Here is a 23,561-nt window from a genome sequence, read left to right as displayed (position 1 = left end):
GTTTTACCACCTTATAGATAATCAATTAATTTGTAACGGAATTTAATATGCAGGTAACTTCCCACGAGAAGGAAAGTAACGGTAATTGCCCAGAAATAAATATGCTGCTCCATCGTCCCGTAAAACAGACCGTCTCCGTAAATTAATGCGTTACGGAAGTTCTGTACAAGATATGCAAACGGATTTAAATCCGATATTAACTGCAGCAATCCGCCTCTTTCACCCGGCTGCCAGAAAATCGGTGTCAGGAAAAAGCCCATGCGTATTACATTCTGCAGTACATTTCTAAAGTCCCTTACCAGTATAATAAGCGTACTCATAATTAAATTGATTGCAAAAACAAGTGCGAATGATGCAATCACAAAATATATCAGCATTAAGAAATACAATGGATTAACAAAGCCGCTGAATACTGAAATCAGCATTATAATAAATGTCATAAATCCGAGATTTATTAAGCTGTTTGTAAATGAAATTGACAGCAATACGCTGGATGGAAATCTCATTTTAGTGACCAGTCCGAGCTGTGCGTAAATAGCATTTGACCCTATGTTAATCGCCTGTGAAATAAACAGCCAGGGGAACAGTCCCGAAATAAGATAAACTATAAATGGAATTTCTGAATCCGGTGCTGTGGCACCTCTCAGGCCGAGTCCGAAGATAAGATAGTAAATCGCGGCCTGCATCAGAGGCTGCAGAATGTTCCAGAACAGCCCCAGGTAATGATTTGAGTATTCACTCTTAACATTGTAAATCGACAGTTTCCATATTAAATGGAGGTTTTGAAATTGTTCTTTAAGTAAAGTTATTACGTGATTCATTACATTCCCTCTTATATGTTAACTTTTTAATTTATAAATTTGTATCTCATTTATTATAATGGTAATTCATATCGGTGTCATTTAAAAACCCATAATTACACAAAAAGAGCAGACCTGAGTCTGCTCTTTTTTATTCTGTTATTTCTGTCCGAGAAATAACAATCTCGTCGGTTTCGTCAGGCTGAAAATATAGCCGGTTATTACAGGAATCATCACACCAAGCACTGTAAATTCAAACGATGTTACATCGTATTCCAGTACTGTTCTGAAGAAAATATTAACCGGTAAATGCAGATACATAATTACTATGGAGTACTGCCCGAAAACTTTAAATACTTCCTTAACAGGAAACTTCGCTATTATACTGCTTATATAAATTACCGGCATAAAGAACAGCAGAGGAACAATTATATCCAGTATAAAATGATTGTATGAACTCATTTTCAGATTAAGATAATAGTCCATATACCCATTTGCATACAGTATAATTACAACAGCTGCGAACACTGTTGACGATGCAGCAAGCAGGAAAGAGTCGTGATATTTTTTTATTATACCGCTGCCGTAGTAACCCAGCGAATAATAAAACACAGCAATCATTACCACGTTGGCATTCCACGGCCAGTCATACGCGATAATAAACTCGCTGTGTCCGGCAACAAACAACACTGCAACAATTATTATTTGCAGCCATTTGTATAAATTGCTCATGAGGCCCAGCAGAATCTGTGTTAACAGCAGCACAGTTATAAACCAGAATACCCCGTACGGCCCCTGCAGTCCGCTTCCTCCGTACAGCAGATTATAAAGATGATCAGGCAGCATGTTCAAGTTCTCTAAATTGAATACTGCAAAAATCGCTGTACCGTATACGAAATACGGTACCATCATTCTGTAAGTTTTCCTGCCTGCCCAGACGCCGAAGCTCTTAAACATTACCGGTTTAAATAAAATACCCGATAAAAAGAAAAACAGCGGCATTCTGAACCAGCCTAAATATACATCTAAAAATGGATGGCCGGAATGCCCGAGTACAACCAGTACAATACTGATTGCTTTTGCAATATCCAGCCATTCTATACGTTTTTTCTCCACCAAATCACCAATCTAGTACTTTATAAGTTTAATGCGATCTTGACGACACGCTACAGCAACACTTCGAATGTTTCGGCAAATGATTTTATCATATAAACATCATCTCTGCCTCTTTCAGTCCAAAATTAAATCAGTATATTATTGTACCACATTTAAAAAGCTGCAGCTTACGCTTCCACGATCCGCTTCAGCTGTTCGACTTCTACAAAGCCGATTGAATTTCTTTCGTTCAGCTGTACATATGACGGCAGCCTGCCTTCTGCTTCCAGGGATGTTTTTGTCACCTGGAATTTACCGATGATTACCATCACGCGGTGAACGAGTGTTGCGAGCTCATCGACTATGCCCTGATTCAGTTTTGACACTTCGAGATGAATAATCGGATTCTTACGTTCTTTCGACGGGAACATTATCGTTCTCGTCCATTTCAGTTCACTCGCCGTCAGTTCCGCCTTTGTTTTCAGCTCGAGTATCATAAAGGGGAATCTGTCTTCATCTTTAAATGCGTTATCGTACTGCAGTTTAAAGTGATACAGTTCAAATCCGTGTTCCTCATATCTGATCAGATACTGGTGTTTTTCCTGCTGCACAAAAAATACCGTGCCGTACTGAACACCGAAATCCGATTCCTGGTCCTTGAATTTATCAACGACGTTGACCAGCTGCGAGTAGTCCAGCAGCAACTGCCCTGCTTTATGTCCCTCACTCGATTTTTTCTGAGTGATTGTTATTTCAACTTTGTCGGAAGTCAGCACTGCTTTCTCCTTGCCGTGAAACAGGCTGGATGTTTTTAATTTATGAAATTCCCCATATGTATAGCCCATCGTTTTAATAGCAGGTAAATACGAATCAAATAACAGGTCTTCCTGCACCAGTTTTCCAAGCAGCAGATCGACTGTCGATTCACCGGGCACATCTATTTTTGTAATTGATATCCCGCTTTCGTAATCTCTCACTTTAACTTTTAGCTTCAAGTTGCTCTCTCCTTCTCAAACTGAACAAATGATTTTAAAATATCCACTCTCAACGCAACGAGTTCAGCGTCTTCATACATTGATTGTACTTTAACATCGCGCAGTTGAGAACTGTTTGCCGGGATTTTCTCCGTAATAAACTTCATAAAAGTGATTGCGTAATCTTCCTTAACATTCGTCGCCTGATACGGCACATAAAAATCGGTCACATTATTATTATAAAATCCTTCTACTTGCAGTGTGCTCTTTTCTGAGTTTTCGTGCCAATGCTCATCATACTGCGACCAGAAACGTTCCCGGTGATTATTAATAACCGAGCCTTCTTTTGCGCATGAAATGTCCGTACTGCTGCATGATTCATCAAAATCTTCAATCGGCAGTGAATAAATATGTCCGAATTCATGTATCAGGTTACGGTACTGGGTTGCCTTATGTGTGTTGTCCCTTACATCCATCGCAAGGACCGTCCCATCTCCTCTAATCGATACATAGGCTGCTGTATTCCCTTCTCCGTCAGAGAACAGGCGGTATTCATTTATATCCCTGATGTAACGGCGGGGAAACACATACCGAAAGGCATCCCACATCTCTGTGAACATTTCTTCTTTCCCGAACGGCAGCGGATTAACTTTTTCACTCCCGGTTATGTTAAAATCGCTGATCTCATAATTAATGAATGTTGTCCGCGTCCTGTTTTCAAAAAAGATATACGGCTCATCCTGCAGATCCACATACGATTTCAGTTCTTCCAAATACTCATCACCGAGCGCTGCACATGTTTTTACAGTATCACAGTCATCGTGCATCACTTCCTGATTCCAGCTGATATCAGCTTCAAACAATGCTCTGTCACTGCTGATATATTCAAGCAGTTTAAAGCCTCCCGTAAACACCAGCACTATTACTGCCGCCAGTACGAACAGCTGCATGACCGTTCTCCCGGTCCGCTTTACCGCAGTTTCAGGTATATTTCTGTCTGCTGCATGTTTTCTGCTGATAATCCCCCTGTCAGCAAGAATATTTTTAATGGTGTCAGCATACAGATGATAGTTCGGGATCCCCGACTCTTCAAGTGTTATTATATCCGCTACATCAACATTTCGGGGAAGATATTCACCGCATGAAAAGATGATTATTTTTAAATGATTTCGCCGTGCAAAGTTCAATATGTACCGGAAATCCCGTTCTCCGATATCCGTCGTTAAAATAACCTGTTCTATGCTATTTAAATATTTATCTTTCTGATTGAAAGTATCGTATACATTTGAATTTACCGTAAATCCGTGTTCATCCATTTCGCCGTATGGTTCAGAAACCGACCGGCTGCTGCTGTACGTGACACCATTTTGTCTGAGCGATTCTTTCAGCCATGATGTCAGCGTTGTTTCATCCGAGCTGAAGTTCGTATGTATAAACACTTCATCATAAGTATATGCGGCCGCGAGGGCGGATATCAAATGGCCGCCGGTCAGCATATTTTTATGTTTATAAATTCCGCCGGCTGCGAGTATCGCCATAGTTATCCCTCCCTGTCTCTGTAATACTTTCTCAGTGCATTTTGGTGTTTAACCGTTCTGTCCAGTATGAACAGCGTTTTCTCATACTGTTTCTTCGAAAAATTGAAATCAAAATCCGTTTCGACTTCACGTCCGTCTATAAATATAATGACCAGTTTGCCGTTCACGAGTTTAAAATCGATCAGCTGGCGCAGGTTTACAAAAAACGGATTTTTGTATTTGCAGCTCTCCAGAGGAAATAATACAAACTGATATTTCTCATCAATTATTATCGGCTGGAGTTTATGAATGTTATGAATCAGTTTAACATTTTGTCTTCTCACTTTAATACTGCTCGAATAAAAATAAATCAGTGTGTCATCAATCCAGCGTTCTGATGTCTGTCTACAGTATATTACACCATCAGTATGAACAGCACGGCATAAGTACTCCGGATGAACTACCGGTTCGATATAGAGCACCTGCGGCGTCAGTTCAGGAACAGTCAGCATATTCTCACCTCATCATCAAATTAACTAATTATCATTATTATATCCTTAAGTTAACTTATTTAATATATTTTTAACTTTTGTTAACAAAAATAGCTTTTAAGTTGTTTTTAATGATGAATTTCGTCGTTTTTACTGCTTTATATACGGTTTGTATTTTCATATATTACTCATATCCGGAAATACATGCATATGAATCGATTCATTTAAGGACTGCTTAAATGACACTAAATGATAAGATTACTTCCTATGAACCAATGATTTACAGTATTATTAATCAGCTCAATATTTTATACGATAAAGACGAATACATGCAGATCGGCCGCATCGCTGTATATGAAGCCGTGAAAAAATTCGATCCTGCTAAAGCATCATGCAGCGAATCCCGGTTTGTCTATACGATAATCCGACAGCGGCTGATTGACGAAATACGGAAAGTATCGAGACAGCAGGAAAGATACGGGACATCTTCCGGTACGCCGGACACACACCCCTCAACTGATGACACATACAATCTGGAAAACAATTCACTTCGTATATTAAATGAACGGGAATATCGATGGCTTACGCTCACCTTGTCCGGCTATACTCTTGCCGAAATTTCCATACAGCTCGGTGTCAGTCCGTCCACGGTTAAAAACATACGGAGAAATGCAAGAGATAAACTCCGGGGGTCATTTACTCCATAAGGGATGTTGCTTGTAATTTTTTGTATTTATAGTATAATGTCAGTCATTATCGCTATTGCAGTGGAGGAATATACATGGACGCTAAGAAGAAGGAAAAAGAAGAACTGGACGTTAAAGTCGGCAACATCGTTTCATTCGATGACCTGATTGGGAAAGTTGAAAAAATTAATGATAACTCAGTTATTGTAGACCTTACTATTAATGATCATTTTGACGAGCATGAAATGTTCGAAAAAACTGTAGTTAATCATAAAAGATACAAAATTATTGACGACTCCACGGATTAATAAGAGTAACTAAGAGAAACAGGCAGGCAGCTTCGGCTGTCTGTCTTTTTTATTCGTTTCATTGACAACCGCTGTGCATTAAATATATATTTGAGTTAACATTGAAAAAAATTCCAAAGTGGGTTATTAATATGAAGAAAATTTTATGGACCATCTTTATCATTTTAGGTGTCGTGCTTCTTGCAGCAGTCATCTATATTCTTTATCTGTTTAATGCATTTAACAGCGGAGTATCAGACTCCTATGAGGAGATTGACCGCGAACGTTCGGAACTCCGTGTCGAAGATGTCGATGCATCCAACGACAACTTTACGGTTCTGATCTTAGGTATTGATGCCGATGCTGAAAGAACTCAGGGCGGCGAAATCAATGCAGACCACTTCCGTTCAGATACGATGATTTTAGCGACATTTGACCGCGATAATGACGATGTAAAAATGGTCAGTATCCCGCGTGATACGCTCGCTTACGTAGAATCTATGAACTATTTCGACAAAATCAACCATGCTCACGCATTCAACGGCCCTGTCGGTGCGATGAATGCAGTCGAGTCTCTGCTTAACGTACCGGTCGACCATTTCGTCCGTGTTGATATGAACGCAGTCGTCGAGATTGTCGATGCAATCGGCGGTGTCGAATTCGAAGTGCCGTACGCCATGAACGGCCTACAGCCAGGAGTACAGCACTTAAGCGGTGAACAGGCATTAGCAGTTATCCGTAACCGCAGCGTCGACTCCGACCTTGGACGCGGTGTCCGTCAAATGGAACTGATTGAAGCTGTATTTAAACAGGCACAGTCTTTCAGCACATTGTCACAGGTTGATGATTTAATCAACATCTTTACGAGCAATACAAGTCATAACTTTGAGACAGGCAACATCCGTTCACTCGCATCATACTATCTGTTTAACGATGTTGCATTCGAATCAACACAGCTGCAGGGCACGGGCTTTACAGCCCAGTCAAACGGTGTATACTACGCATGGCCGGACGAAGAGCACATCTTCGCACTGTCCAACACTATCCGTGATATACTGGGGCTCGATTCTTCTTCAGCAAATGATTTAATCAGTATCAGACTCGGCGATCAGGTACAGCCGGTTCAGGAAGTCAGCCAGGATCTGCTTCAGAACTTTACATTGGATAACCCTCCTGCATATGCAGAAGACGGTGCTTCAAACCAGTACGGTGACGGTTTTGGAATTGAATAATAACAAAAAAACATCTGCTGATGCAGATGTTTTTTTACGTTCATATTCATAAGTACCTGTGAATCAGATCCAGATACTCAATGTCTTCCGCTACCTTTGAAAATTCTTTGTCCCTTATTGCCATACTGTGTCCAAGATATTCAAACGTATTTACTCTGGTTTTAAATCTGATATCGAGCTCCATTATATGCCCGTTGTGCACATGGTGATAAAGCGGTACTTTTTCACCGTGAATACGTGTCGTAGTAAATGACATTGTCTGTTCTTCATAGTCTCCGGTATATTCTGAACCTGTGATAACAATCCCTACACCTTCCAGACTGTTTTTAAGTTCTTCTATTTCTTTTTCATCCTGAGTGAAATCTGATACGAACACAATGACGTAGTCCGGGTTTTCCTTACCGTGCATAAAGCGGATCCACTTTTTTAACGATGCTGTCAGGTTAACCGATGAAATCTGCTCTGTTTTTTCCTCTGCAGGACCACCGTACCCGCCTACAACAGCCAGTTTCATTTTGTTCACATTAAAAATTTTATACGGCTGGCCGTAAAACGGTTCATTCGTAAACTTCTGAACGATATTTGTAGTGATCCACGGAAAGTATGATGTTCTCATCGCCTTGCTTGCTGCACCGATGTTTTTCAAATCATTCACATTCAGCGTGGCAAACTTATACCGTAGATGATTCATACTCATAACATACGGATTTTGCGGTCCGCGGGTGTTTACTGCTTTTCCGACAGCACCGCCGAGATCACAAAATATAGGCCGTTCATATTCTTTAATATTCATACTGTTGACCGCGCTTGAAATCTTGCTGAATGTCACACCTTCCTTTTTACCTAGCTGCTCATTCATATGTTGTGTAATATACAGTTTGACGTTAAAAAACTCAGATACCATTTTGTTCACCTCCGCTGCTTTAGCCTACCATCAGGCGTTCTTCAGAATATTTATAAGTCAGTTCGCGCTGTCTGCCGGAGATTGACAATAGAAATGATACGAAACCTATTCTGCCGACAAACATGAATATCATTATTACCGTTTTACTGAGTGTCGATAACTCTCCCGTAATACCTGTCGATGTACCGGTTGTACCGAAAGCGGAAGTCACTTCAAAGATAATTTGAGTCAGGGTAAATTTATCACCGTCTGCAATTAAGACTGTCAATACACCCGTAAACACCAGACCGACTGCGAGAGTGAACACGGCAAAAGCACGCTCAATATCTTTTTTTGCAATCCTTCTGTGAAATACGTTAATGTGCTGCCGGCCTCTTGAAAATGAAATTAAAAACAGTATAAGTATTGCAAATGTCGTTGTCCGTATACCGCCGCCTGCACTTGATGGTGACGCTCCGATGAACATCAGCAGACTCATAATCAGCTGGGTTACTTCACTCAGCTGTTCCACGGCAACAGTTGTAATACCCCCGCTTCTCGTACTTGCAGATAAAAACAGGCTTGTCACAACAGACGAAAAGATGTTTTTATCTGAAAAATATTTAAACGACTCCAGTATGAATATCAGCGCACCCCCTGCGAACAGCAGAATGCCGTATGTTGATACCGTTACTTTTGTAAATAGTGAAAAGCGGAATCCGGGTGAATTTCTGCTGAAGAAATGCTTCAGCTCTATCAATACAGGGTAACCGATTGCACCAAGTATAATCTGGCACATTACCGGAATTTCTATTAAAATATTTCCCTGCAGATGCGTCAGAGAATTACTGTACAGATCCAGTCCGCCGTTTGTCGTAGCTGACACCGACAGAAATGTACCATGCAGAAATGAATAGGCTAAATCGCCTGTTTCAGAATAAAAATAAGCAATATAAACGACTGCACCTGCGGTTTCTACGGCAAGTAACAGCGTGATAATATCCAGTACCAGTTTTACTGCACCTGACATTTTGTACTGTGCGTTATCGGCAATAATCTGCCGGCGCTCTCTGACCCCGATTCTCCGTCCAAGCAAAATCCACAGCAATGTACCGAGCGCCATGATTCCGATTCCACCGAGGTTCATTAAGAACATCAGCAATAAATATCCGGAAACGTTGAATGTTTCCATTATAGTGACAGTACTCAGCCCGGTAACGGAAATTGCCGAAGCAGCAACGAACAATGTATCTATAAACGGAATAGTTTCCTCCTCGTAAAAAAACGGAAAACTGAGCAGCAGCGTCGCTGCAGCCAATGCCAGAAAATAATATATCAGTATGCCCCGCTGAGGGCTTAAGTTTGTAAACCAGCGGCGTAATTTTTTCAAAAGATTATCCCCAATCTGTCTATCGCTTTATAAAAGTTTATAGCCACATTATACAATAAAATGAGATGAACTGATTAAAAAAACGGAATCCCGTACGGGATTCCGTCTGACTATTTTATTCCAGCACTACTGTTACTGATTGCTGTTCGCCGTTGCGGTAAAAATCAATAGTCATTTCTTCACCTGATGATTTCGCATAGTAAAGGTGCTGTCTCAATTCAACCATATTATTTATCTTTTCGCCGTCGAGATGTGTAATAACATCAAGTGCCTGCAATCCTGCCTGTGCAGCCGGAGAGTTTTCCTGGACGCCGCTAATAATTACGCCGCCTTTCACATCTTCAGGCAGCTGCAGCTGGTCGTACACAGGAGATGATGCAACCGTCAGTAAGTCCTGCAGTGTAATACCGAGGAATGGTCTGGATACTTCACCATTTTCTTCAAGCTGCGCTGCAACCTGTTTTACCTCATCGACAGGAATAGCAAAACCGATTCCTTCAACGCTTGCAATACCAATCTTCATGGAATTAATACCGATTAAACGCCCGTTAGCGTCTATCAGAGCGCCTCCTGAGTTACCCGGGTTAATTGCTGCGTCAGTTTGAAGAACACTCGCTTCCCAGTCTGTTGAGCCGTCTCCATCGAGATCAACCGGTACTGAACGGTCAAGACCGGATATTATGCCCTGTGACACTGATCCGGAAAAGATTTCACCAAGCGGTGAACCGATGGCAATAGCCGGTTCACCGACAAGCAGATTACTGCTCTCGCCGAATTCAATTGTTGTTTCGACAACATCCGACGGAATACTCAATACTGCAAGGTCTGTCCAAATGTCTGTTCCAACAAGCTCTGCATCGACAGAGTCGCCGCTTTCAAGATTAATTTTAATCTCTTCTGCACCTTCGACTACATGGTGATTCGTGATGACATAAGCTCTGTCACCTTCAGTTTTATAAATCACGCCTGAACCGCTGCCCGCTTCTTCAGCCTCTTCGGATGAACTGTTAATCCCGGGTATAACTGACTGAATGCGCTGCATGTTAATTACAGATACAACTGCCGGCTTCGCTTTTTGAACAGCTGCCGTCACATCTGTAATTACCTTATCAGAATTTTCTTCCTGAAGCTGTTCTTTAACTTCCGATAGGTCCTGATTTGAATCAACTTCAGAAGCTGTCTCTCCGCCGGTTTGTGCCGAATCATCTTCCGCATCATCACCACTGCCGGTAAACAGCATGTATGCGCCAAGAACCAGCAATGCACCGATAATTCCTGCGATAAGCGGCATCAGAAACGACTTGAAGCCCCCGCCACTGTCCGGATTTCTCCGCTGATGTCCGCTGTATTCAGAAGTTACACTGTCATCCCGTCCGTTTTCCGGATGAACATCTTTATTTTCAGGAACATCATTATCTGTTCCAAATTCACGCTGTTCTTCACGTGACCGTGTAAACTCAAATCTGTTATCCGACTCTTCTGATGTCTGATTTTTATCCGTGAAATTTCGTGCTGTCCGTCTGTATTTCTCTCTGTCAATCGGTTGTTTTCTTTCATCGCTCATAATAATCACTCCATCTCAATGCTCTACGAGATAATTATAATGCCTTTCAAAAATTCTTGCCAACGTTAACCGTTATACTTATGCTTCCTTCGAGTCTCCATCGTCTTTTTTACTGCCGCCAAACCAGCCGGCAAGAACGATAATAACCATCACAGCCCAGAAGATTATCTTCCATGTTGTTGAATGCGGGAATTCTGCGGGAATAATCCCGATTGCTTCGTGTGCAAGTGTCAGCACAGCAAGTTTAACACCTACCCAGCCTACGATAACAAACGCTGCCGCTTCGAGTGTCGGACGTTTTGCCAGCAGCTCCACAAAGTAATTAGCAAAGAATCTCATAATGATTACACCGATCAGACCACCGATGAGCATCACTGAATACTGACCTGCGTTTACACCGAAGAAATCCCCGCCGACTTCGGGAAGTGCAAGTGCAATTGCTGCCGCTGCCAAAATTGAATCTACTGCAAATGCGATATCTGCAAGTTCAACTTTAAATACAGTCATCCAGAAACCTGACTGTTTCTTGTCCTTTTGTTCTTCAACTAAATCATCTGCTGATTCACCTTTATGTTTGTAAATCGCGATTAAGTGCGATATTGAAACGTAGAATAAGTACAGTGCACCAAGCGCCTGAACCCACCACCACTGTACGAGCCAGACGAGCAGTAAAATCGCGATAACACGGAACACAAAGGCTCCGAGCAGCCCGTAAAACAGAGCTTTTCTTCTTCTTACAGGATCCAGATGACGCACCATGACTGCAAGAACAACTGCGTTGTCCGCTGCAAGCAGTCCTTCAAGACCGATTAGTACAATCAGCACCCATGCGTATTCCAGTATAATAGCTGTATCCATTTTTATTTCCTCCTTTTTTATATCAAACACAAAAAGAGACCCAAACAGACAGCCCGCCTTATTAATTGCAGGACTGTCTGTTAAGGTCTCACGATACAATATATTATATTGCTCGGCGCACCGGGATTTCTCCGTAGTGACGACACACCGATAGTCTCCTATTCGTTACTCCCCTTAAAAACAGGTTCGTTATATGTGTTTTTCAATTCTTATTAAATATAAATTATTCAATGTCAAAAGTAAAGTGAAATTTGTTTACAGCAGACTGTATAATTTAATTTCAGGATACTTGTCCGAGAACCAGCGCATTGCGAATTCATTTTCAAACAGGAATACCTGTCTGTCGAAACGGTCATACACAAGGTTGGCACGCGGTGAGTTCATGGAATCTTTAATATCTTCCTCATTCTCAACCCAGCGTGCAATTTTCTTGCCGACCGGTTCCATAATAATATCCGTATTGTACTCGTTCTTCATGCGGTGCTCGAACACTTCAAACTGAAGCTGTCCGACTGCACCGAGAATCGGCTGATTCGTATGCATCGATTTATAATACTGAATCGCACCTTCCTGTACAAGCTGCTCGATTCCTTTATAGAAGTGCTTCTGCTTCATGACGTTCTTGGCAGAAACTTTCATAAACAGCTCCGGTGTAAACTGGGGAAGGTCTGCAAAATCAACCTGTTTTCCGCTATACAGAGTATCACCGATCTGATAATTACCTGTATCGTACAAGCCGATAATATCACCGGCATATGCTTCTTCAATCGTTTCTTTGTCATCGGCCATAAACATCGTCGCACGTGTAATTTTTGACTTTTTCTTAGTACGCGTCAGTACCGCATCCATTCCTCTTGTGAATTTACCTGAAACGATTCTCATAAATGCAAGGCGGTCGCGGTGTCTCGGATCCATGTTGGCCTGAATTTTGAAAATAAATCCTGAGAAATCTTCGTTTGTCGGGCTGACTTCAGCGCCCTCTTTCGTTTCGCGTCCAGTCGGCTGCGGTGCAAAGTCAACGTACGTATCAAGAAATTCCTCAATACCGAAAGTCGACAGTGCGGAACCGAAGAATACCGGTGTCAGATCACCTGTTGCAATTTTCTCTTTGTCAAAGTCATCGCCCGCTTCTTCCACGAGCATAAATTCCTCGATTGCATCTTTATATGCAGCATCTTCTTCAATTTTGTGCGGTTCAGTCAGCTGATAATCATCATCCAGCGTCAGTTTTTCTTCTTCCCTGAACGGGTTAATCGTACGCTCACGGCGGTTAATAATACCGAAAAAACTCTGCCCCATACCTATCGGCCATGTCATCGGATAAGTTTCGATTTCAAGAGTCGACTCGATTTCCTCAAGCAGTTCGAAAGGTTCTTTACCGACACGGTCCAGTTTATTAATAAACGTAAATATAGGAATGCCGCGCATTTTACAAACTTTAAACAGTTTCAGTGTCTGCGGCTCAATACCTTTTGCAGCATCGATAACCATTACAGCTGAGTCCACAGCCATAAGTGTACGGTACGTATCTTCCGAGAAATCTTCGTGTCCCGGTGTATCCAGAATGTTTATTTTATAGCCGTCAAAATCAAACTGCATTACCGAACTCGTAACACTGATTCCGCGCTCCTGTTCCACTTTCATCCAGTCACTCGTTGCAAATTTCCCTGTTTTCTTACCTTTAACCGTTCCGGCCTCACGTATCGCACCACCGAATAACAGCAGTTTTTCCGTCAGTGTCGTTTTACCGGCATCCGGGTGTGAAATAATACCGAACGTCTTGCGTTTCTGTATTTCATCTTTAATATCCATTATTGTCTCCTTGCTCAGCTTTAATTGCTGATTGTATTACTTCTGCAGCATAACTGCTTTCATCTTCATCGAGCAGCGTAAAGAGATGCATGATCAGTTCTTCAGTCATCTCCTCATCGCTCTGATTACTGTCCATCTGCATACTGAATCCCAGTTCAGGTATGCTGATAATATACGTATCTTCGTATTTTGCTGTATAAGCTGTACAGTCCGTACCGTTAAATTTTATTGTCTGTGTCAACATACTCTTCACTCCGGTACTTTCTGTATGCAGCGTCCAGTGCAATTAAATCGTCCCTGTGCGGCACTTTTACGTAATTTTCCATAATCTGATACGGTTCACGGCCTTTACATGCCAGAATAATCGTATCACCGGGCTCGGCAATATCCACCGCGTGAATAATCCCTTCTTCCCTGTCCGTATAAGATATATAGTTACCGTGAGCTGCCCCGTCTGCGAGCAGTTTTACGAGCATATCCGGGTCATCATTGGCAGGATTATCCGGTGTAAACACTGCGTAATCCGCAAGCGTTGCAATCTCACCCATTTCTGCCCCTTTTGAATAATCACGTTCTCCAGTCATTCCAATCAGACAGATCAGTCTGCCTTTTGCAAAAGGCTTCACCGTTTCGATTACTTTTCTTAATGCATCCGGTGTATGTGCAAAGTCGATAATAATATCGATTGGCAGTGACGGATCCAGCACTTCAAGTCTGCCTTCAACCGGTTTCATTTCAGGTACTGCAGAAAGAATGCGTTCAATACTATACCCCTGCAGCCATTCACTTATAATCGCACACATCAGATTTTGAATATTGTATTCACCGACGAACGGGGAATTCACTTCAAAACTGCCTTCCGGTGTATTTAACGTAAAGCTAAAGCCTTCCAGACTCCCTATAATATCCGACGGATAAAAATCCGCACTCTCATCCATGCCGTAAGTAATCGTCTCGAACGGAGTCATGTCGCTGTATACTTTAGACCATGCATCATCGTTATTCAAAACGACGTACTTATGTTTTTTAACATCCTGACCGAGCTGTGAAAACAGCAGGCCTTTAATATGTCCGTATTCATCCATGCTGTTATGAAAATCAAGATGGTCCTGAGTCAGGTTTGTAAAAATTGCAATATCAAAATCTATGCCGAACGTCCGGCCGAGTTTCAGTCCGTGTGACGATACTTCCATCGTAAACACTTCGGTATCATTTTCATGCGCTTCTCTTATACGCTGGTGCAGCCGTGTCGTTTCAGGTGTTGTATTTTGAGACACCATATGCATTTCGTTAATCATAAAACCATTCGTGCCAAGGTAGGCACTTTTCTTGCCGAGTGCCATGCTAAGATTATGAATCATCGTCGACACTGTCGTCTTGCCGTTTGTGCCGGTGACTCCGATCATCGTTTGCGATTCGTGCGGAAATTCATATATATACTCAGCAAACAGCGCTGCTGTTTTTGACGGATCTTTTACGATTAACAATCCGATATTTGCAGGAAGTTCAATATAGCGGTCCGATATGATAAAGCGGCAGCCGCGTTTAATTACATCTCCGGCAAACTTCAGGCCGTCGGTCTGATGACCTTTTATCGCTACAAATACGGCATCTTCGTGTGTTTCCCTGGAATCTGTCGTGATATCTTTAACAGTTTCCGGAAAATTTCCGTATGTGGTTTTTATTTTTAAAAGAGACAGAAGCATTGTCGTTTTCATCTCGGTTACCACCTTTCAACTTAAGTAATTATACATGAAAATACCCGCTTAAAGATAGGGATATGTAGTTTTTCATTAAAAAACAAGCGGACATGGCAATGCTGCCGTATCCGCTTGTTTTAACTTATATTATTTTTGTGATTTCTTTTCCTGTTTTGCACGTGCTTTTTCTTCTTTAGCCGCTTTTGCAGCTTCTTTCCGTTCCTTTCTTTTAATGAGTATAATACTCAGCTCATATAAAAGAATCATCGGGAACAGCGTTACCATATGTGTGAACACATCCGGCGGTGCAATCAGTGCCGTAATGACAAGCAGTGCGAAATATGCATACTTACGCATCGAAGTCATTACTTCCACTGTTAACAGTTCTATGTGATGAAGGAATAATGCAACAACCGGAAGCTGGAAAACCAGTCCGAACGGAATCGTCGTTATTAACAGGAACGACATATATTCATCAGCAGTGACCAGCACGTCAAAGTTCTGTTCCCCCATTGAAATAAGGAAGAAATAACTCAGCGGGTGTACAATAAAATATCCAAATGCCAGACCGGTTACGAAAAGCATCAGCATAACCGGCAGTGAGCCTTTAAGGAATTGCGTTTCCTTTTCCACGAGTCCCGGTCTCATAAACTGCCACAGGAACCAGCATATAAACGGGATTGAAAATCCAATACTGATTGCTCCCGACGTTCTTAAATAGAAGCGGATTACTTCAAACGGTCCAAGGACAACGATATCCGCACCTTTTGAGACGACGGGAAACCACCATCCGACAGTTGAGAAAATAATCAGGAACCATATTGTAATTGCAACCGCAGACTTAATGAGAACTGATCTCAAGTCCTCGAGATGATCAGTCAGCGGTGCATACGGATCTTCTTTCGTTACCTTTTTGCGTTTGGTAACGAGTTCAGGCTCATTATTCACATTTCTATTTTCAGGGCCTTGATTTTTAGTTTTCTTCGGCTCCATTTTATATCACCTTATTCTTCTTCTAGGCGTCCGCCATCTTCAGCATATTTAATGATACCATCTGCACAGCGGTATGCAAGTGCACCGACAGTAGCTGTCGGGTTATAACCGCTGTTGTGCTGGAAATTTCCTGCACCGACTACGAATAAGTTATCACGGTCCCAATGCTGCAGATAATTATTGACGACACTTGTTTCCGGGTCAGCACCCATCGTTGTACCGCCTGTGTTATGCGTAGACTGATAAGGAACAATATTATAATCCGTAATCTCAGGTGCCGGATCGACTTGTGACGCACCCATTTCTTCTAAAATTTCAGCCGAACGTTCTGCAAGGTATTTTTGTCTCGCTCTGTCCTGGTCGGTAAAGTTATAAGTCAGACACACAAGCGGTACACCATATACATCCGTATATTCTGTATCCATACTTAAATAGTTTTCTTTGTGCGGACTTGTTGCGCCCTGGCCGGAAACCGACAGAACTCTTGTGAAGTTTTTAATAGATTCTTCTTTAAACTCTTCACCCCACGCAGGCGTACCGCTCGGTACTGGATTGCTGAGTATCGGTCTTGCACCGGTTTGTGTAATTGATATATTACCCCCGTGCAGAAAATCCAAATCTTCGTGATCGAAGTTGTCACCGTTGTAATCATCGAGTGCCATACCTAATGCACCGGCACCCATGAACGTGTTGAATTGTTCATCAAAGAATCCTGTCGCACCACCAAATACCTGATAACAGTAATTGCGTCCAAGTGTGCCTTTTCCTGTTTCAGGATCGTACTGTTCACCGATATCAGATACCGCAAGCAGTTTATAATTGTTAAACATATAGCTTGTCAGAGCTACAATTTCAGCAGGCTGAATAAATTCCTCACCTGTTAATGTATCGACAAATTTTACTCCTGATACTTTTGAATCATCATCTTCATCTGTAATTATTTCTACAACGTTAGCTTGTGTACGCAGCGTAAAATTGTCGTTTTTTTGTGCAGTTTGTATAACTGTAATTTCCGGTGTGGATTTCGCATCATATTCACATGCAAAGCGTTCACAGAACGCACAATACTGACAGGCATTAATTGTTTCACCGTCCGGATTTTCATATTCCTGACTCAGGTTCGCAGACGGCATCATAATCGGATGAAGATCCAGATTGCTGGCTGCTTCTTCAAACATTCTCAAACTGCGCGATTTTAACATCGGCGGTGTCGGATAGGATTCGGAACGGAATCCTCCAAGCGGATTTTCCTCACCGGAAATTCCCGCTGTTTTTTCAAATGCGTTGAAATACGGTTCGAGTTCTTCGTATGTAATACCCCAGTCCTCAAACGTATATCCATCATCTTCCTGCAGTTTCTCTTTACCGTAACGCTCTTCTGTCATCGACTTAATTTCAAAATCGTAAGGCAGGAATCTCCATGTCTGACCATTCCAATGTGTCCCGGCTCCGCCAAGGTTTTCTCCTAGCAGAAATGAACCCTGCTGACGCATTGGCAGTGCTTTTTCTTCTTTTTTATTTCTAAAAGTTATTGTCTCTTTAGAAGTATCCTGCATTAATTCATAGCGTACCGCATATTTCAGCTCATCGTGTACATGCTGATAATCAGGCGTACCGCGTTTTCGTCCGCGCTCAAGACCCATAACTGTCAATCCTGCTTTAACTGCTTCTGCTGCTATAATTCCGCCTGTCCAGCCAACACCAACCGTTACTACATCAACCTTATCTAACGTTGTTACCATAATTTTTCCCCCTTGAAAAATTTTAATACTGTATCTTTTAAACAATCCCCTAAGTCATTCTTTGTCTTGTTCTGCCGTTTAATCAAATCCAGACCCCGATGAATTTCACCGGAGCCTGAGAATTATTGCACATTATATTAGTGAGCCATACCAAATACCGGTTCCGGATCGATTTCATGGAACTCATCATCTTCAATATACTGAATATATGACATCTGGTGACCTGGGAACTTTTTCATCTTCCAGCCGGCCATATCGCGGTTTCCGCGGTATACAGGGTCTGCATAAGCTCCTTCAATTGTCGCTGAACGCAGCATTGTGAAGAAGTAGCTTGCTGTTGCAGTATGCGCAGGCACACCGAAGTCTACATCTCCCGATTCAAAGTCAGTCAGAATTTCATCCATCTGACCATCTTCAAGATCCGGGAAGTTTGCATCATGACGCTTGTTTGCCTCTTCATTCAGCTTGTTAATACCAAGCATGAAGTATTCGCGTCTGTTTAAGTTCGACTGGTAGCCCTGTGTCGGTAACGGTTCGCGGAAAGGTCCCTGCATGTACTCTTTAGAGTTAAAGCCGTACTGTCCTGTAAGCTGACCATCTAAATAATATGCACAGCCTAACCCCACAGCACCCGGGCCTGTTTCAGTTTCCGGAAAAATTCTTTCCATAGCTGCTTCAACTGTGTTGAAATCCAGGTCATTCGAGAAAAATACACGTGAATTATCTGTTAGTCCGCCTGTATTGCTTCCTGATGATGTTTCTTCTGAAGCTGTCTCTTCAGATGTTGAAGTTTCTTCCTCACTGGATGAGCTGTCGAGATTAAAACCGACCAGCCCGCCAAGTAAAGATCCACCGATGATTCCACCTGTTGCCACACCGGTAGTTTTCAGAAAGTCGCGTCTTGAAAACTCTTTTTCTTTTGGTGTTTTCGCCATTTTATACTCCCCCTATTTTAATATATATTTATTATAAACCTGTTTTCACAGATTGTTGCCAGTTTTAAAAAAACATGATTCTTATGATTCAAGTCTTTTTGGTGATTTAGAATATTCAATAATACCTTCTGCACAGCGGTAAGCTAATGCACCTACAGTAAGAGTCGCGTTGTATCCGCTCATGTGAGCGTAGCTTCCGGCACTTACTGCAAACAGGTTATCGCGGTCCCAGTGCTGCAGCCAGTTATTAACAACACTTGTTTCCGGATCAGCTCCCATAATAGTTCCGCCCGCATTGTGCGTAAACTGGTAAGGGACGATGTCGTAATCACTTGGTGTTTCTTTTACCGATACAGTATCCGCACCCATTGCTGTCATGATTTCTTCACAGCGGTCGTTAAGGAACTCGAATCTTGCAAGGTCCTGCTCGTGGAAGTTGAATGTCATTTCAACAAGCGGATTGCCGTAGACATCATCGTACTCATCACTTAAATCAAGATAGTTATTACGGTGCGGCGACGTTCCTGCCATACCCCCGATGCTCAGTGACTGAGTGTAATACTTGATTGATTCCTCTTTAAACTGTTCTCCCCATGAAGGTGTTCCATCTTTAACTGTGTTGTTCAGAATCGGACGTGCGCCCATCTGCAGCTGGTCAATTAACCCGCCGTGGATAAAGTCAAGATCTTCGTGGTCGAAGTTGTCTCCGTTGTAGTCATCCAGACACATACCAAGCGCTCCTGCCCCCATGAATGTGTTGAATTTCTTCTCTTCGAAGAATCCTGTTGCACCCGAGTGAAGCTGGTAAGTGTAGTTTCTTCCAAGTGTACCCTCTTCTGTTTCAGGGTCGTACTGTTCACCAATATCCGAAACTGCAAGCAGTTTGTAATTGTTAAATACATAACTTGTTAACGCGACAATGTCAGCCGGCTGAATGAATTCTTCGCCTGTAATTGTGTCTACAAATTTAACTCCTGTAACTTTTGAATCATCGTCTTCGTCTGTAATGATTTCAGTCACGTTTGAGTGCAGACGCAATGTGAAGTTATCAGTCTTCTCAGCTGTTCTGATTACTGTAACGTCCGGTGTTGCTTTTGCATCATACTCACATGCGAAACGTTCACAGAATGCGCAGTACTGACACTGGTTAATCGTTTGTCCATCCGGATTTTCGTACTTCTCGCTCAAGTTCGCCGAAGGCATCATAAATGGATGCAGGCCAAGGGATTTAGCCCCTTCTTCAAACAATCTTAAAATCGGTGTCTTTAACAGAGGCGGTGTCGGGAAGTCTTCAGAACGTTCTCCCCAGAACGGGTTTGTCCCCTTGTCTTCACCCGAAATACCCATTGTTTTTTCGATTTTAGTATAGTAGGGCTCAAGTTCGTCGTATGTAATGCCCCAGTCCTGCCAAGTATAGCCGTCATCTTTCATCAGCTTATCTTCGCCGTATTTTTCTTCAGTCATCGATGCAATTTCAAAGTCATAAGGAAGGAATCTGTTTACCATTCCGTTCCAGTGTTTACCTGCGCCGCCAAGTCCGTCACCCATAAGGAATGATCCAAGCTGCCGCATCGGTAATGCAGTCTGATCCGGTTCGTTTCTGAAAGTCAGAGTGTCTTTAGACACATCCTGCATCAGCTCATAGCGGATTGAATATTTTAATTCATCGTGCACGTGCTGATAATCTGATGTATCATAATTTTTACCGCGTTCAAGCCCGACTACTTTAAGTCCTGCTTTTCCCGCTTCCGCTGCGATAATACCGCCAGTCCAGCCGACCCCAACTGTGACTACATCTACTTTATCCAATGTTGTTACCAATTAAAACTGCCTCCAATAAATTCAAAAACAAATATTTTGTTTTTATATAATGTATTTGTGTAATAAAAAATTGACATACCACTACAGCAATAATGGTATAATCAGAAAGAACTATCTTGCTGATATATTCATTATATTACAAGTAAAGTCAACTTGCTGTTCACCTGTCTGGATATTACAATATATTCTTCGGGTGTGCTGTCAGCCGTATTGACCACCCTTCTAAAATATAATATGATTAGATTATATACTAAATTTTACAATTTTAACATAGGTGGTGGAAACTTAATGTCATTCTTTAATTTACTCACGTGGAATAACAGCCATATGGATTTACGTTTCACAGAAGACGATTTACACGGCAAGGTAAATATTACTAGTGTTTATAACGACGACCGTTACGTAAATATGGAAAAAGTGAATCAGAAATATGATTCAAGACTTGAAGATGCCAAGCGCAGCATCAGCTCAAACAGAATTATGATGCTTGTTCTTTTCACACTTGCAGTATTCCTTCCGGCCCTACTGTTAAGCGTAATTCAAAGTAACCTGCTCTTGATCGGCGGTATTATCGTATACGCTATTATTGCTTATTTCTTAATGGAAGCAGTCAATCAGGTTGAAATCAACAAGGTGCTTCACGAAATTACCAACGACAAAGAAATCCATACGCAGCCTTAATCAGGTGCGCATGGATTTTTTATTTTTTTATTCTTTTCCTTTTGACGTATCAAGGCTGTCAACACTCCCGTAGAGCTCCGTCTCCTTAAACACTTTCCCCGGGACCTTCTTTCCGCACGCAATAAACACAGTACGTCCGTTATGTATGCATCTGATCCACCAGTAACCATCGTTGTCATACAGCTTATCGAAATAAAATTTTGAATTTACCACTGTAAAACTGACTCTACGTCCCGTTAAAGATGGAAAATCCCTGATATTTATAATTTTTTTGGCAGTGAACATACCGCTCCACAGCCAGGCTGCATTATAAACGCGCTGATTCACATTTATCGTAAGAGGATTAATACCAGTACAGACAAAATTCCGTTCAGAATTTATATAGCCGTAATTTTGAAACTGTATATGAAGGTGGCTGTCCATCCTGATATTCTGGTAATTCGTATTGCTCTGATAACCAATAATATCTCCCTGTTTAATATACTGTCCCAGCCGTACATTAAGCGGCCGCGAGAGATGCCCGTATATGACCTGGACACCAAGATTCTTATTCGCAATTACAACAGTGCCGCCGAAATTCCCGTAACTTTTTGTTCCTGAAGAAACAACACCGTCAAACACTGCAGGCACCGGTGCCCGGTCGTACTTCACAAGATCATAAGCGCGGTGGTAGCCGCCGCAGTAATTATCATAATTGTAACCGTTGACTGTATAATTTCTGAGTCCCCATATGCCGCTTTTGTATCGCCCCGGATCGGATGTGACTTTAAATCCCTGACTGATTAAATATGTAATCGGATCCATTTGACTCCCCCTTTGTCTTCTAAACTGTATATCGTACGGGAGAACAAAAATGGACAATCAAAATAAGACCCCATCCGGGATTCCGGACAGGGTCAAAATGTTATCTGCTGGGTTTCGTCATATCTGTCAGCATTGTATCTTTCAGGTTTGTACGGTACTTCCATATATTCTGGATAATCGTCTTAATTACAGCATATGTTGGTATTGCAACAAGAATCCCGATAAATCCGGCAATATTCCCCGCAGCCAGCACGATTGTAATAACTGTTAACGGGTGCAGTGCAAGCGACTGTCCCATAACGTTCGGTGTAATCAGATTACTTTCAATCTGCTGGGCGATGAGAGTGATAAGCGAGACCCATATAAACATAATCGGATCCTGGATCAATGCAAGGAGTCCCGCCGGAATAAATGCCACCCACGGTCCGACAAACGGCACAATATTCATAAACAGTGCGAAGATTGCAAGCAGCAGCGCATAATCCAGTCCAATAATCGTGTAGCCGATATATAAAATAATACACAGGATGAATGATACGAGCATCTGTCCCTGAATGAATGAGCGCAGTGTCTTGTCGATATCGTACAGCAGACCCATTAAAAATTCCTTAAACTTACCGCTGAACGGAGATGTCATTGCAGGAATAAACTTATTGTGGTCTTTAAGCATAAAGAAGAAGAAAAACGGTCCGAGAACTAATGTTAACAATACACTCACTGTGCTTGTCACAATTGTTATAGCATTCGAGACAAAGCCGCTCAGCATGTTTGTCCCCATATCGAGAGCATCCTGTGTAACAGACTCCAGATCGATGTCGAACGGCAGGCGCTCACGCTGGCTCAGCAGGTAATTTGTTATATTCTGTACTTCACTTTGCAGTATCGGCAGCCTTGAAATTAAGTTCTGTACCTGCTCTGTAACCATCGGTGCTACAGTCAGTGCAACAATCGTAATAACTATCATTATAATTATAAATATTGCCAGAATACTGACGAGTCTGTGTGCATTGCGTTTTTCAAGAAAACGCTGAATCGGTTCGGTTATGTAGTATAGCAGCCCGCCTATCAATACCGGGAAAAAGATTGTCATTATAATCGTGATAAACGGTTCAAAAATAATTTGAACCTGCATCACAAGAAGAATTAAAACAAAGGTAATAATGAGTGCTATACCGCTTTGAAACCAAAGTTTATTAGTCATAAAGTGGCACCTCTAAAGTCAGTTAGTTTGTTCATATTGTATCATTACTGTATGTAATTTCATACTATATAGGCGCTGTTTCATAAATACATGTT

The 23,561-nt window shown here is 41.9% G+C and carries 22 protein-coding genes; 4 read left to right on the top strand and 18 right to left on the bottom strand.

What is annotated here, in order from left to right:
- Nucleotides 1-11: 11 nt before the first annotated feature.
- From RZ44_RS01720 to RZ44_RS01700, 5 genes are all read right to left on the bottom strand, one after another.
- Entirely contained in the window at nucleotides 12-821 is an 810-nt protein-coding gene (locus RZ44_RS01720; RefSeq protein ID WP_035807781.1) for an ABC transporter permease, read from the bottom strand.
- Nucleotides 822-959: 138 nt separating this feature from the next.
- Nucleotides 960-1,916 carry an acyltransferase family protein gene (locus RZ44_RS01715; RefSeq protein WP_035807779.1) on the bottom strand — a complete coding sequence of 319 codons (957 nt, stop codon included), beginning with the start codon at nucleotides 1,914-1,916 and terminating at the stop codon, nucleotides 960-962.
- A 167-nt stretch (nucleotides 1,917-2,083) separates the two neighbouring features.
- A complete protein-coding gene (locus RZ44_RS01710; protein WP_035807775.1) occupies nucleotides 2,084-2,890 on the bottom strand; it encodes a hypothetical protein in 807 nt (268 codons plus the stop codon).
- The gene (locus tag RZ44_RS01705; protein WP_035807773.1) at nucleotides 2,887-4,407 is read right to left on the bottom strand and encodes a hypothetical protein; all 1,521 of its coding nucleotides are present in this window, start codon (nucleotides 4,405-4,407) and stop codon (nucleotides 2,887-2,889) included. Before RZ44_RS01705 ends, RZ44_RS01710 begins: the two co-directional genes overlap by 4 nt.
- Before the next feature lie 2 nt (nucleotides 4,408-4,409).
- Complete coding sequence (locus tag RZ44_RS01700; protein ID WP_052108727.1) at nucleotides 4,410-4,898, bottom strand: competence protein ComK; 489 nt, start codon at nucleotides 4,896-4,898, stop codon at nucleotides 4,410-4,412.
- 218 nt (nucleotides 4,899-5,116) lie between these two features.
- Between RZ44_RS01700 and RZ44_RS01695 the strand changes: the two genes are divergently transcribed.
- The 3 genes from RZ44_RS01695 (at nucleotide 5,117) to RZ44_RS01685 (ending at nucleotide 7,082) form a co-directional block, all read left to right on the top strand.
- Nucleotides 5,117-5,584: a sigma-70 family RNA polymerase sigma factor gene (locus RZ44_RS01695; protein WP_035807770.1), complete on the top strand. Its 468-nt coding sequence runs from the start codon at nucleotides 5,117-5,119 to the stop codon at nucleotides 5,582-5,584.
- Nucleotides 5,585-5,658: 74 nt separating this feature from the next.
- Nucleotides 5,659-5,871 (top strand): DUF2187 family protein, encoded by a 213-nt coding sequence (locus RZ44_RS01690; RefSeq protein WP_052108726.1) that lies wholly within the window; start codon nucleotides 5,659-5,661, stop codon nucleotides 5,869-5,871.
- Nucleotides 5,872-6,002: 131 nt separating this feature from the next.
- Entirely contained in the window at nucleotides 6,003-7,082 is a 1,080-nt protein-coding gene (locus RZ44_RS01685) for an LCP family protein (protein WP_052108725.1), read from the top strand.
- A gap of 46 nt (nucleotides 7,083-7,128) precedes the next feature.
- Here the strand turns inward: RZ44_RS01685 and RZ44_RS01680 are convergent, their stop codons facing one another.
- The 11 genes from RZ44_RS01680 to RZ44_RS01630 form a co-directional block, all read right to left on the bottom strand.
- Nucleotides 7,129-7,986 carry a metallophosphoesterase family protein gene (locus RZ44_RS01680; protein WP_035807768.1) on the bottom strand — a complete coding sequence of 286 codons (858 nt, stop codon included), beginning with the start codon at nucleotides 7,984-7,986 and terminating at the stop codon, nucleotides 7,129-7,131.
- A 19-nt stretch (nucleotides 7,987-8,005) separates the two neighbouring features.
- Entirely contained in the window at nucleotides 8,006-9,355 is a 1,350-nt protein-coding gene (locus RZ44_RS01675) for a TrkH family potassium uptake protein (protein WP_035807765.1), read from the bottom strand.
- A 115-nt stretch (nucleotides 9,356-9,470) separates the two neighbouring features.
- Entirely contained in the window at nucleotides 9,471-10,919 is a 1,449-nt protein-coding gene (locus RZ44_RS01670) for a S1C family serine protease (protein WP_081962334.1), read from the bottom strand.
- A 78-nt stretch (nucleotides 10,920-10,997) separates the two neighbouring features.
- Nucleotides 10,998-11,777 carry a TerC family protein gene (locus RZ44_RS01665; RefSeq protein ID WP_035807761.1) on the bottom strand — a complete coding sequence of 260 codons (780 nt, stop codon included), beginning with the start codon at nucleotides 11,775-11,777 and terminating at the stop codon, nucleotides 10,998-11,000.
- A gap of 255 nt (nucleotides 11,778-12,032) precedes the next feature.
- A complete protein-coding gene (locus RZ44_RS01660; protein ID WP_035807759.1) occupies nucleotides 12,033-13,589 on the bottom strand; it encodes a peptide chain release factor 3 in 1,557 nt (518 codons plus the stop codon).
- Entirely contained in the window at nucleotides 13,579-13,833 is a 255-nt protein-coding gene (locus RZ44_RS01655) for a YueH family protein (RefSeq protein WP_035807758.1), read from the bottom strand. The genes RZ44_RS01660 and RZ44_RS01655 overlap by 11 nt, the downstream gene beginning before the upstream one ends.
- Nucleotides 13,808-15,307 carry a UDP-N-acetylmuramoyl-L-alanyl-D-glutamate--2,6-diaminopimelate ligase gene (locus RZ44_RS01650; protein ID WP_035807756.1) on the bottom strand — a complete coding sequence of 500 codons (1,500 nt, stop codon included), beginning with the start codon at nucleotides 15,305-15,307 and terminating at the stop codon, nucleotides 13,808-13,810. Before RZ44_RS01650 ends, RZ44_RS01655 begins: the two co-directional genes overlap by 26 nt.
- A 129-nt stretch (nucleotides 15,308-15,436) precedes the next feature.
- Nucleotides 15,437-16,282: a twin-arginine translocase subunit TatC gene (gene tatC / locus RZ44_RS01645; protein ID WP_052108723.1), complete on the bottom strand. Its 846-nt coding sequence runs from the start codon at nucleotides 16,280-16,282 to the stop codon at nucleotides 15,437-15,439.
- Nucleotides 16,283-16,293: 11 nt separating this feature from the next.
- Complete coding sequence (locus RZ44_RS01640; RefSeq protein WP_035807754.1) at nucleotides 16,294-18,024, bottom strand: GMC family oxidoreductase; 1,731 nt, start codon at nucleotides 18,022-18,024, stop codon at nucleotides 16,294-16,296.
- A gap of 137 nt (nucleotides 18,025-18,161) precedes the next feature.
- Nucleotides 18,162-18,959 carry a gluconate 2-dehydrogenase subunit 3 family protein gene (locus RZ44_RS01635; RefSeq protein ID WP_035807753.1) on the bottom strand — a complete coding sequence of 266 codons (798 nt, stop codon included), beginning with the start codon at nucleotides 18,957-18,959 and terminating at the stop codon, nucleotides 18,162-18,164.
- Between the two features lie 81 nt (nucleotides 18,960-19,040).
- On the bottom strand, nucleotides 19,041-20,780 hold the full coding sequence (locus tag RZ44_RS01630; RefSeq protein ID WP_035807751.1) for a GMC family oxidoreductase: 1,740 nt from the start codon (nucleotides 20,778-20,780) through the stop codon (nucleotides 19,041-19,043).
- Between the two features lie 288 nt (nucleotides 20,781-21,068).
- On the opposite strand from RZ44_RS01630, the gene RZ44_RS01625 reads away from it, so the two are divergent.
- Entirely contained in the window at nucleotides 21,069-21,461 is a 393-nt protein-coding gene (locus RZ44_RS01625; RefSeq protein ID WP_035807749.1) for a hypothetical protein, read from the top strand.
- Between the two features lie 27 nt (nucleotides 21,462-21,488).
- Here the strand turns inward: RZ44_RS01625 and RZ44_RS10960 are convergent, their stop codons facing one another.
- Both RZ44_RS10960 and RZ44_RS01615 read right to left on the bottom strand, forming a co-directional pair.
- A complete protein-coding gene (locus RZ44_RS10960) occupies nucleotides 21,489-22,265 on the bottom strand; it encodes a M23 family metallopeptidase (RefSeq protein ID WP_052108722.1) in 777 nt (258 codons plus the stop codon).
- Nucleotides 22,266-22,365: 100 nt separating this feature from the next.
- Complete coding sequence (locus RZ44_RS01615) at nucleotides 22,366-23,466, bottom strand: AI-2E family transporter (protein ID WP_035807725.1); 1,101 nt, start codon at nucleotides 23,464-23,466, stop codon at nucleotides 22,366-22,368.
- Nucleotides 23,467-23,561: the final 95 nt, after the last annotated feature.

Origin of the sequence: Jeotgalicoccus saudimassiliensis (genome assembly GCF_000756715.1) — a bacterium.
Classification (GTDB): Bacteria; Bacillota; Bacilli; order Staphylococcales; family Salinicoccaceae; genus Jeotgalicoccus; species Jeotgalicoccus saudimassiliensis.
Note: the sequence above shows the minus strand (reverse complement) of the source record. Positions and strands in the feature narration are given on the sequence as shown.

Bases quoted from the DNA above. Each gene is read 5' to 3' on its own strand.
- RZ44_RS01720 (WP_035807781.1), bottom strand. From the start codon at position 821: ATGAATCACGTAATAACTTTACTTAAAGAACAATTTCAAAACCTCCAT.
- RZ44_RS01705 (WP_035807773.1), bottom strand. From the start codon at position 4,407: ATGGCGATACTCGCAGCCGGCGGAATTTATAAACATAAAAATATGCTG.
- RZ44_RS01700 (WP_052108727.1), bottom strand. From the start codon at position 4,898: ATGCTGACTGTTCCTGAACTGACGCCGCAGGTGCTCTATATCGAACCG.
- RZ44_RS01695 (WP_035807770.1), top strand. From the start codon at position 5,117: ATGACACTAAATGATAAGATTACTTCCTATGAACCAATGATTTACAGT.
- RZ44_RS01690 (WP_052108726.1), top strand. From the start codon at position 5,659: ATGGACGCTAAGAAGAAGGAAAAAGAAGAACTGGACGTTAAAGTCGGC.
- RZ44_RS01685 (WP_052108725.1), top strand. From the start codon at position 6,003: ATGAAGAAAATTTTATGGACCATCTTTATCATTTTAGGTGTCGTGCTT.
- RZ44_RS01680 (WP_035807768.1), bottom strand. From the start codon at position 7,986: ATGGTATCTGAGTTTTTTAACGTCAAACTGTATATTACACAACATATG.
- RZ44_RS01670 (WP_081962334.1), bottom strand. From the start codon at position 10,919: ATGAGCGATGAAAGAAAACAACCGATTGACAGAGAGAAATACAGACGG.
- RZ44_RS01665 (WP_035807761.1), bottom strand. From the start codon at position 11,777: ATGGATACAGCTATTATACTGGAATACGCATGGGTGCTGATTGTACTA.
- RZ44_RS01660 (WP_035807759.1), bottom strand. From the start codon at position 13,589: ATGGATATTAAAGATGAAATACAGAAACGCAAGACGTTCGGTATTATT.
- RZ44_RS01655 (WP_035807758.1), bottom strand. From the start codon at position 13,833: ATGTTGACACAGACAATAAAATTTAACGGTACGGACTGTACAGCTTAT.
- RZ44_RS01650 (WP_035807756.1), bottom strand. From the start codon at position 15,307: ATGAAAACGACAATGCTTCTGTCTCTTTTAAAAATAAAAACCACATAC.
- tatC (WP_052108723.1), bottom strand. From the start codon at position 16,282: ATGGAGCCGAAGAAAACTAAAAATCAAGGCCCTGAAAATAGAAATGTG.
- RZ44_RS01640 (WP_035807754.1), bottom strand. From the start codon at position 18,024: ATGGTAACAACGTTAGATAAGGTTGATGTAGTAACGGTTGGTGTTGGC.
- RZ44_RS01635 (WP_035807753.1), bottom strand. From the start codon at position 18,959: ATGGCGAAAACACCAAAAGAAAAAGAGTTTTCAAGACGCGACTTTCTG.
- RZ44_RS01625 (WP_035807749.1), top strand. From the start codon at position 21,069: ATGTCATTCTTTAATTTACTCACGTGGAATAACAGCCATATGGATTTA.
- RZ44_RS10960 (WP_052108722.1), bottom strand. From the start codon at position 22,265: ATGGATCCGATTACATATTTAATCAGTCAGGGATTTAAAGTCACATCC.
- RZ44_RS01615 (WP_035807725.1), bottom strand. From the start codon at position 23,466: ATGACTAATAAACTTTGGTTTCAAAGCGGTATAGCACTCATTATTACC.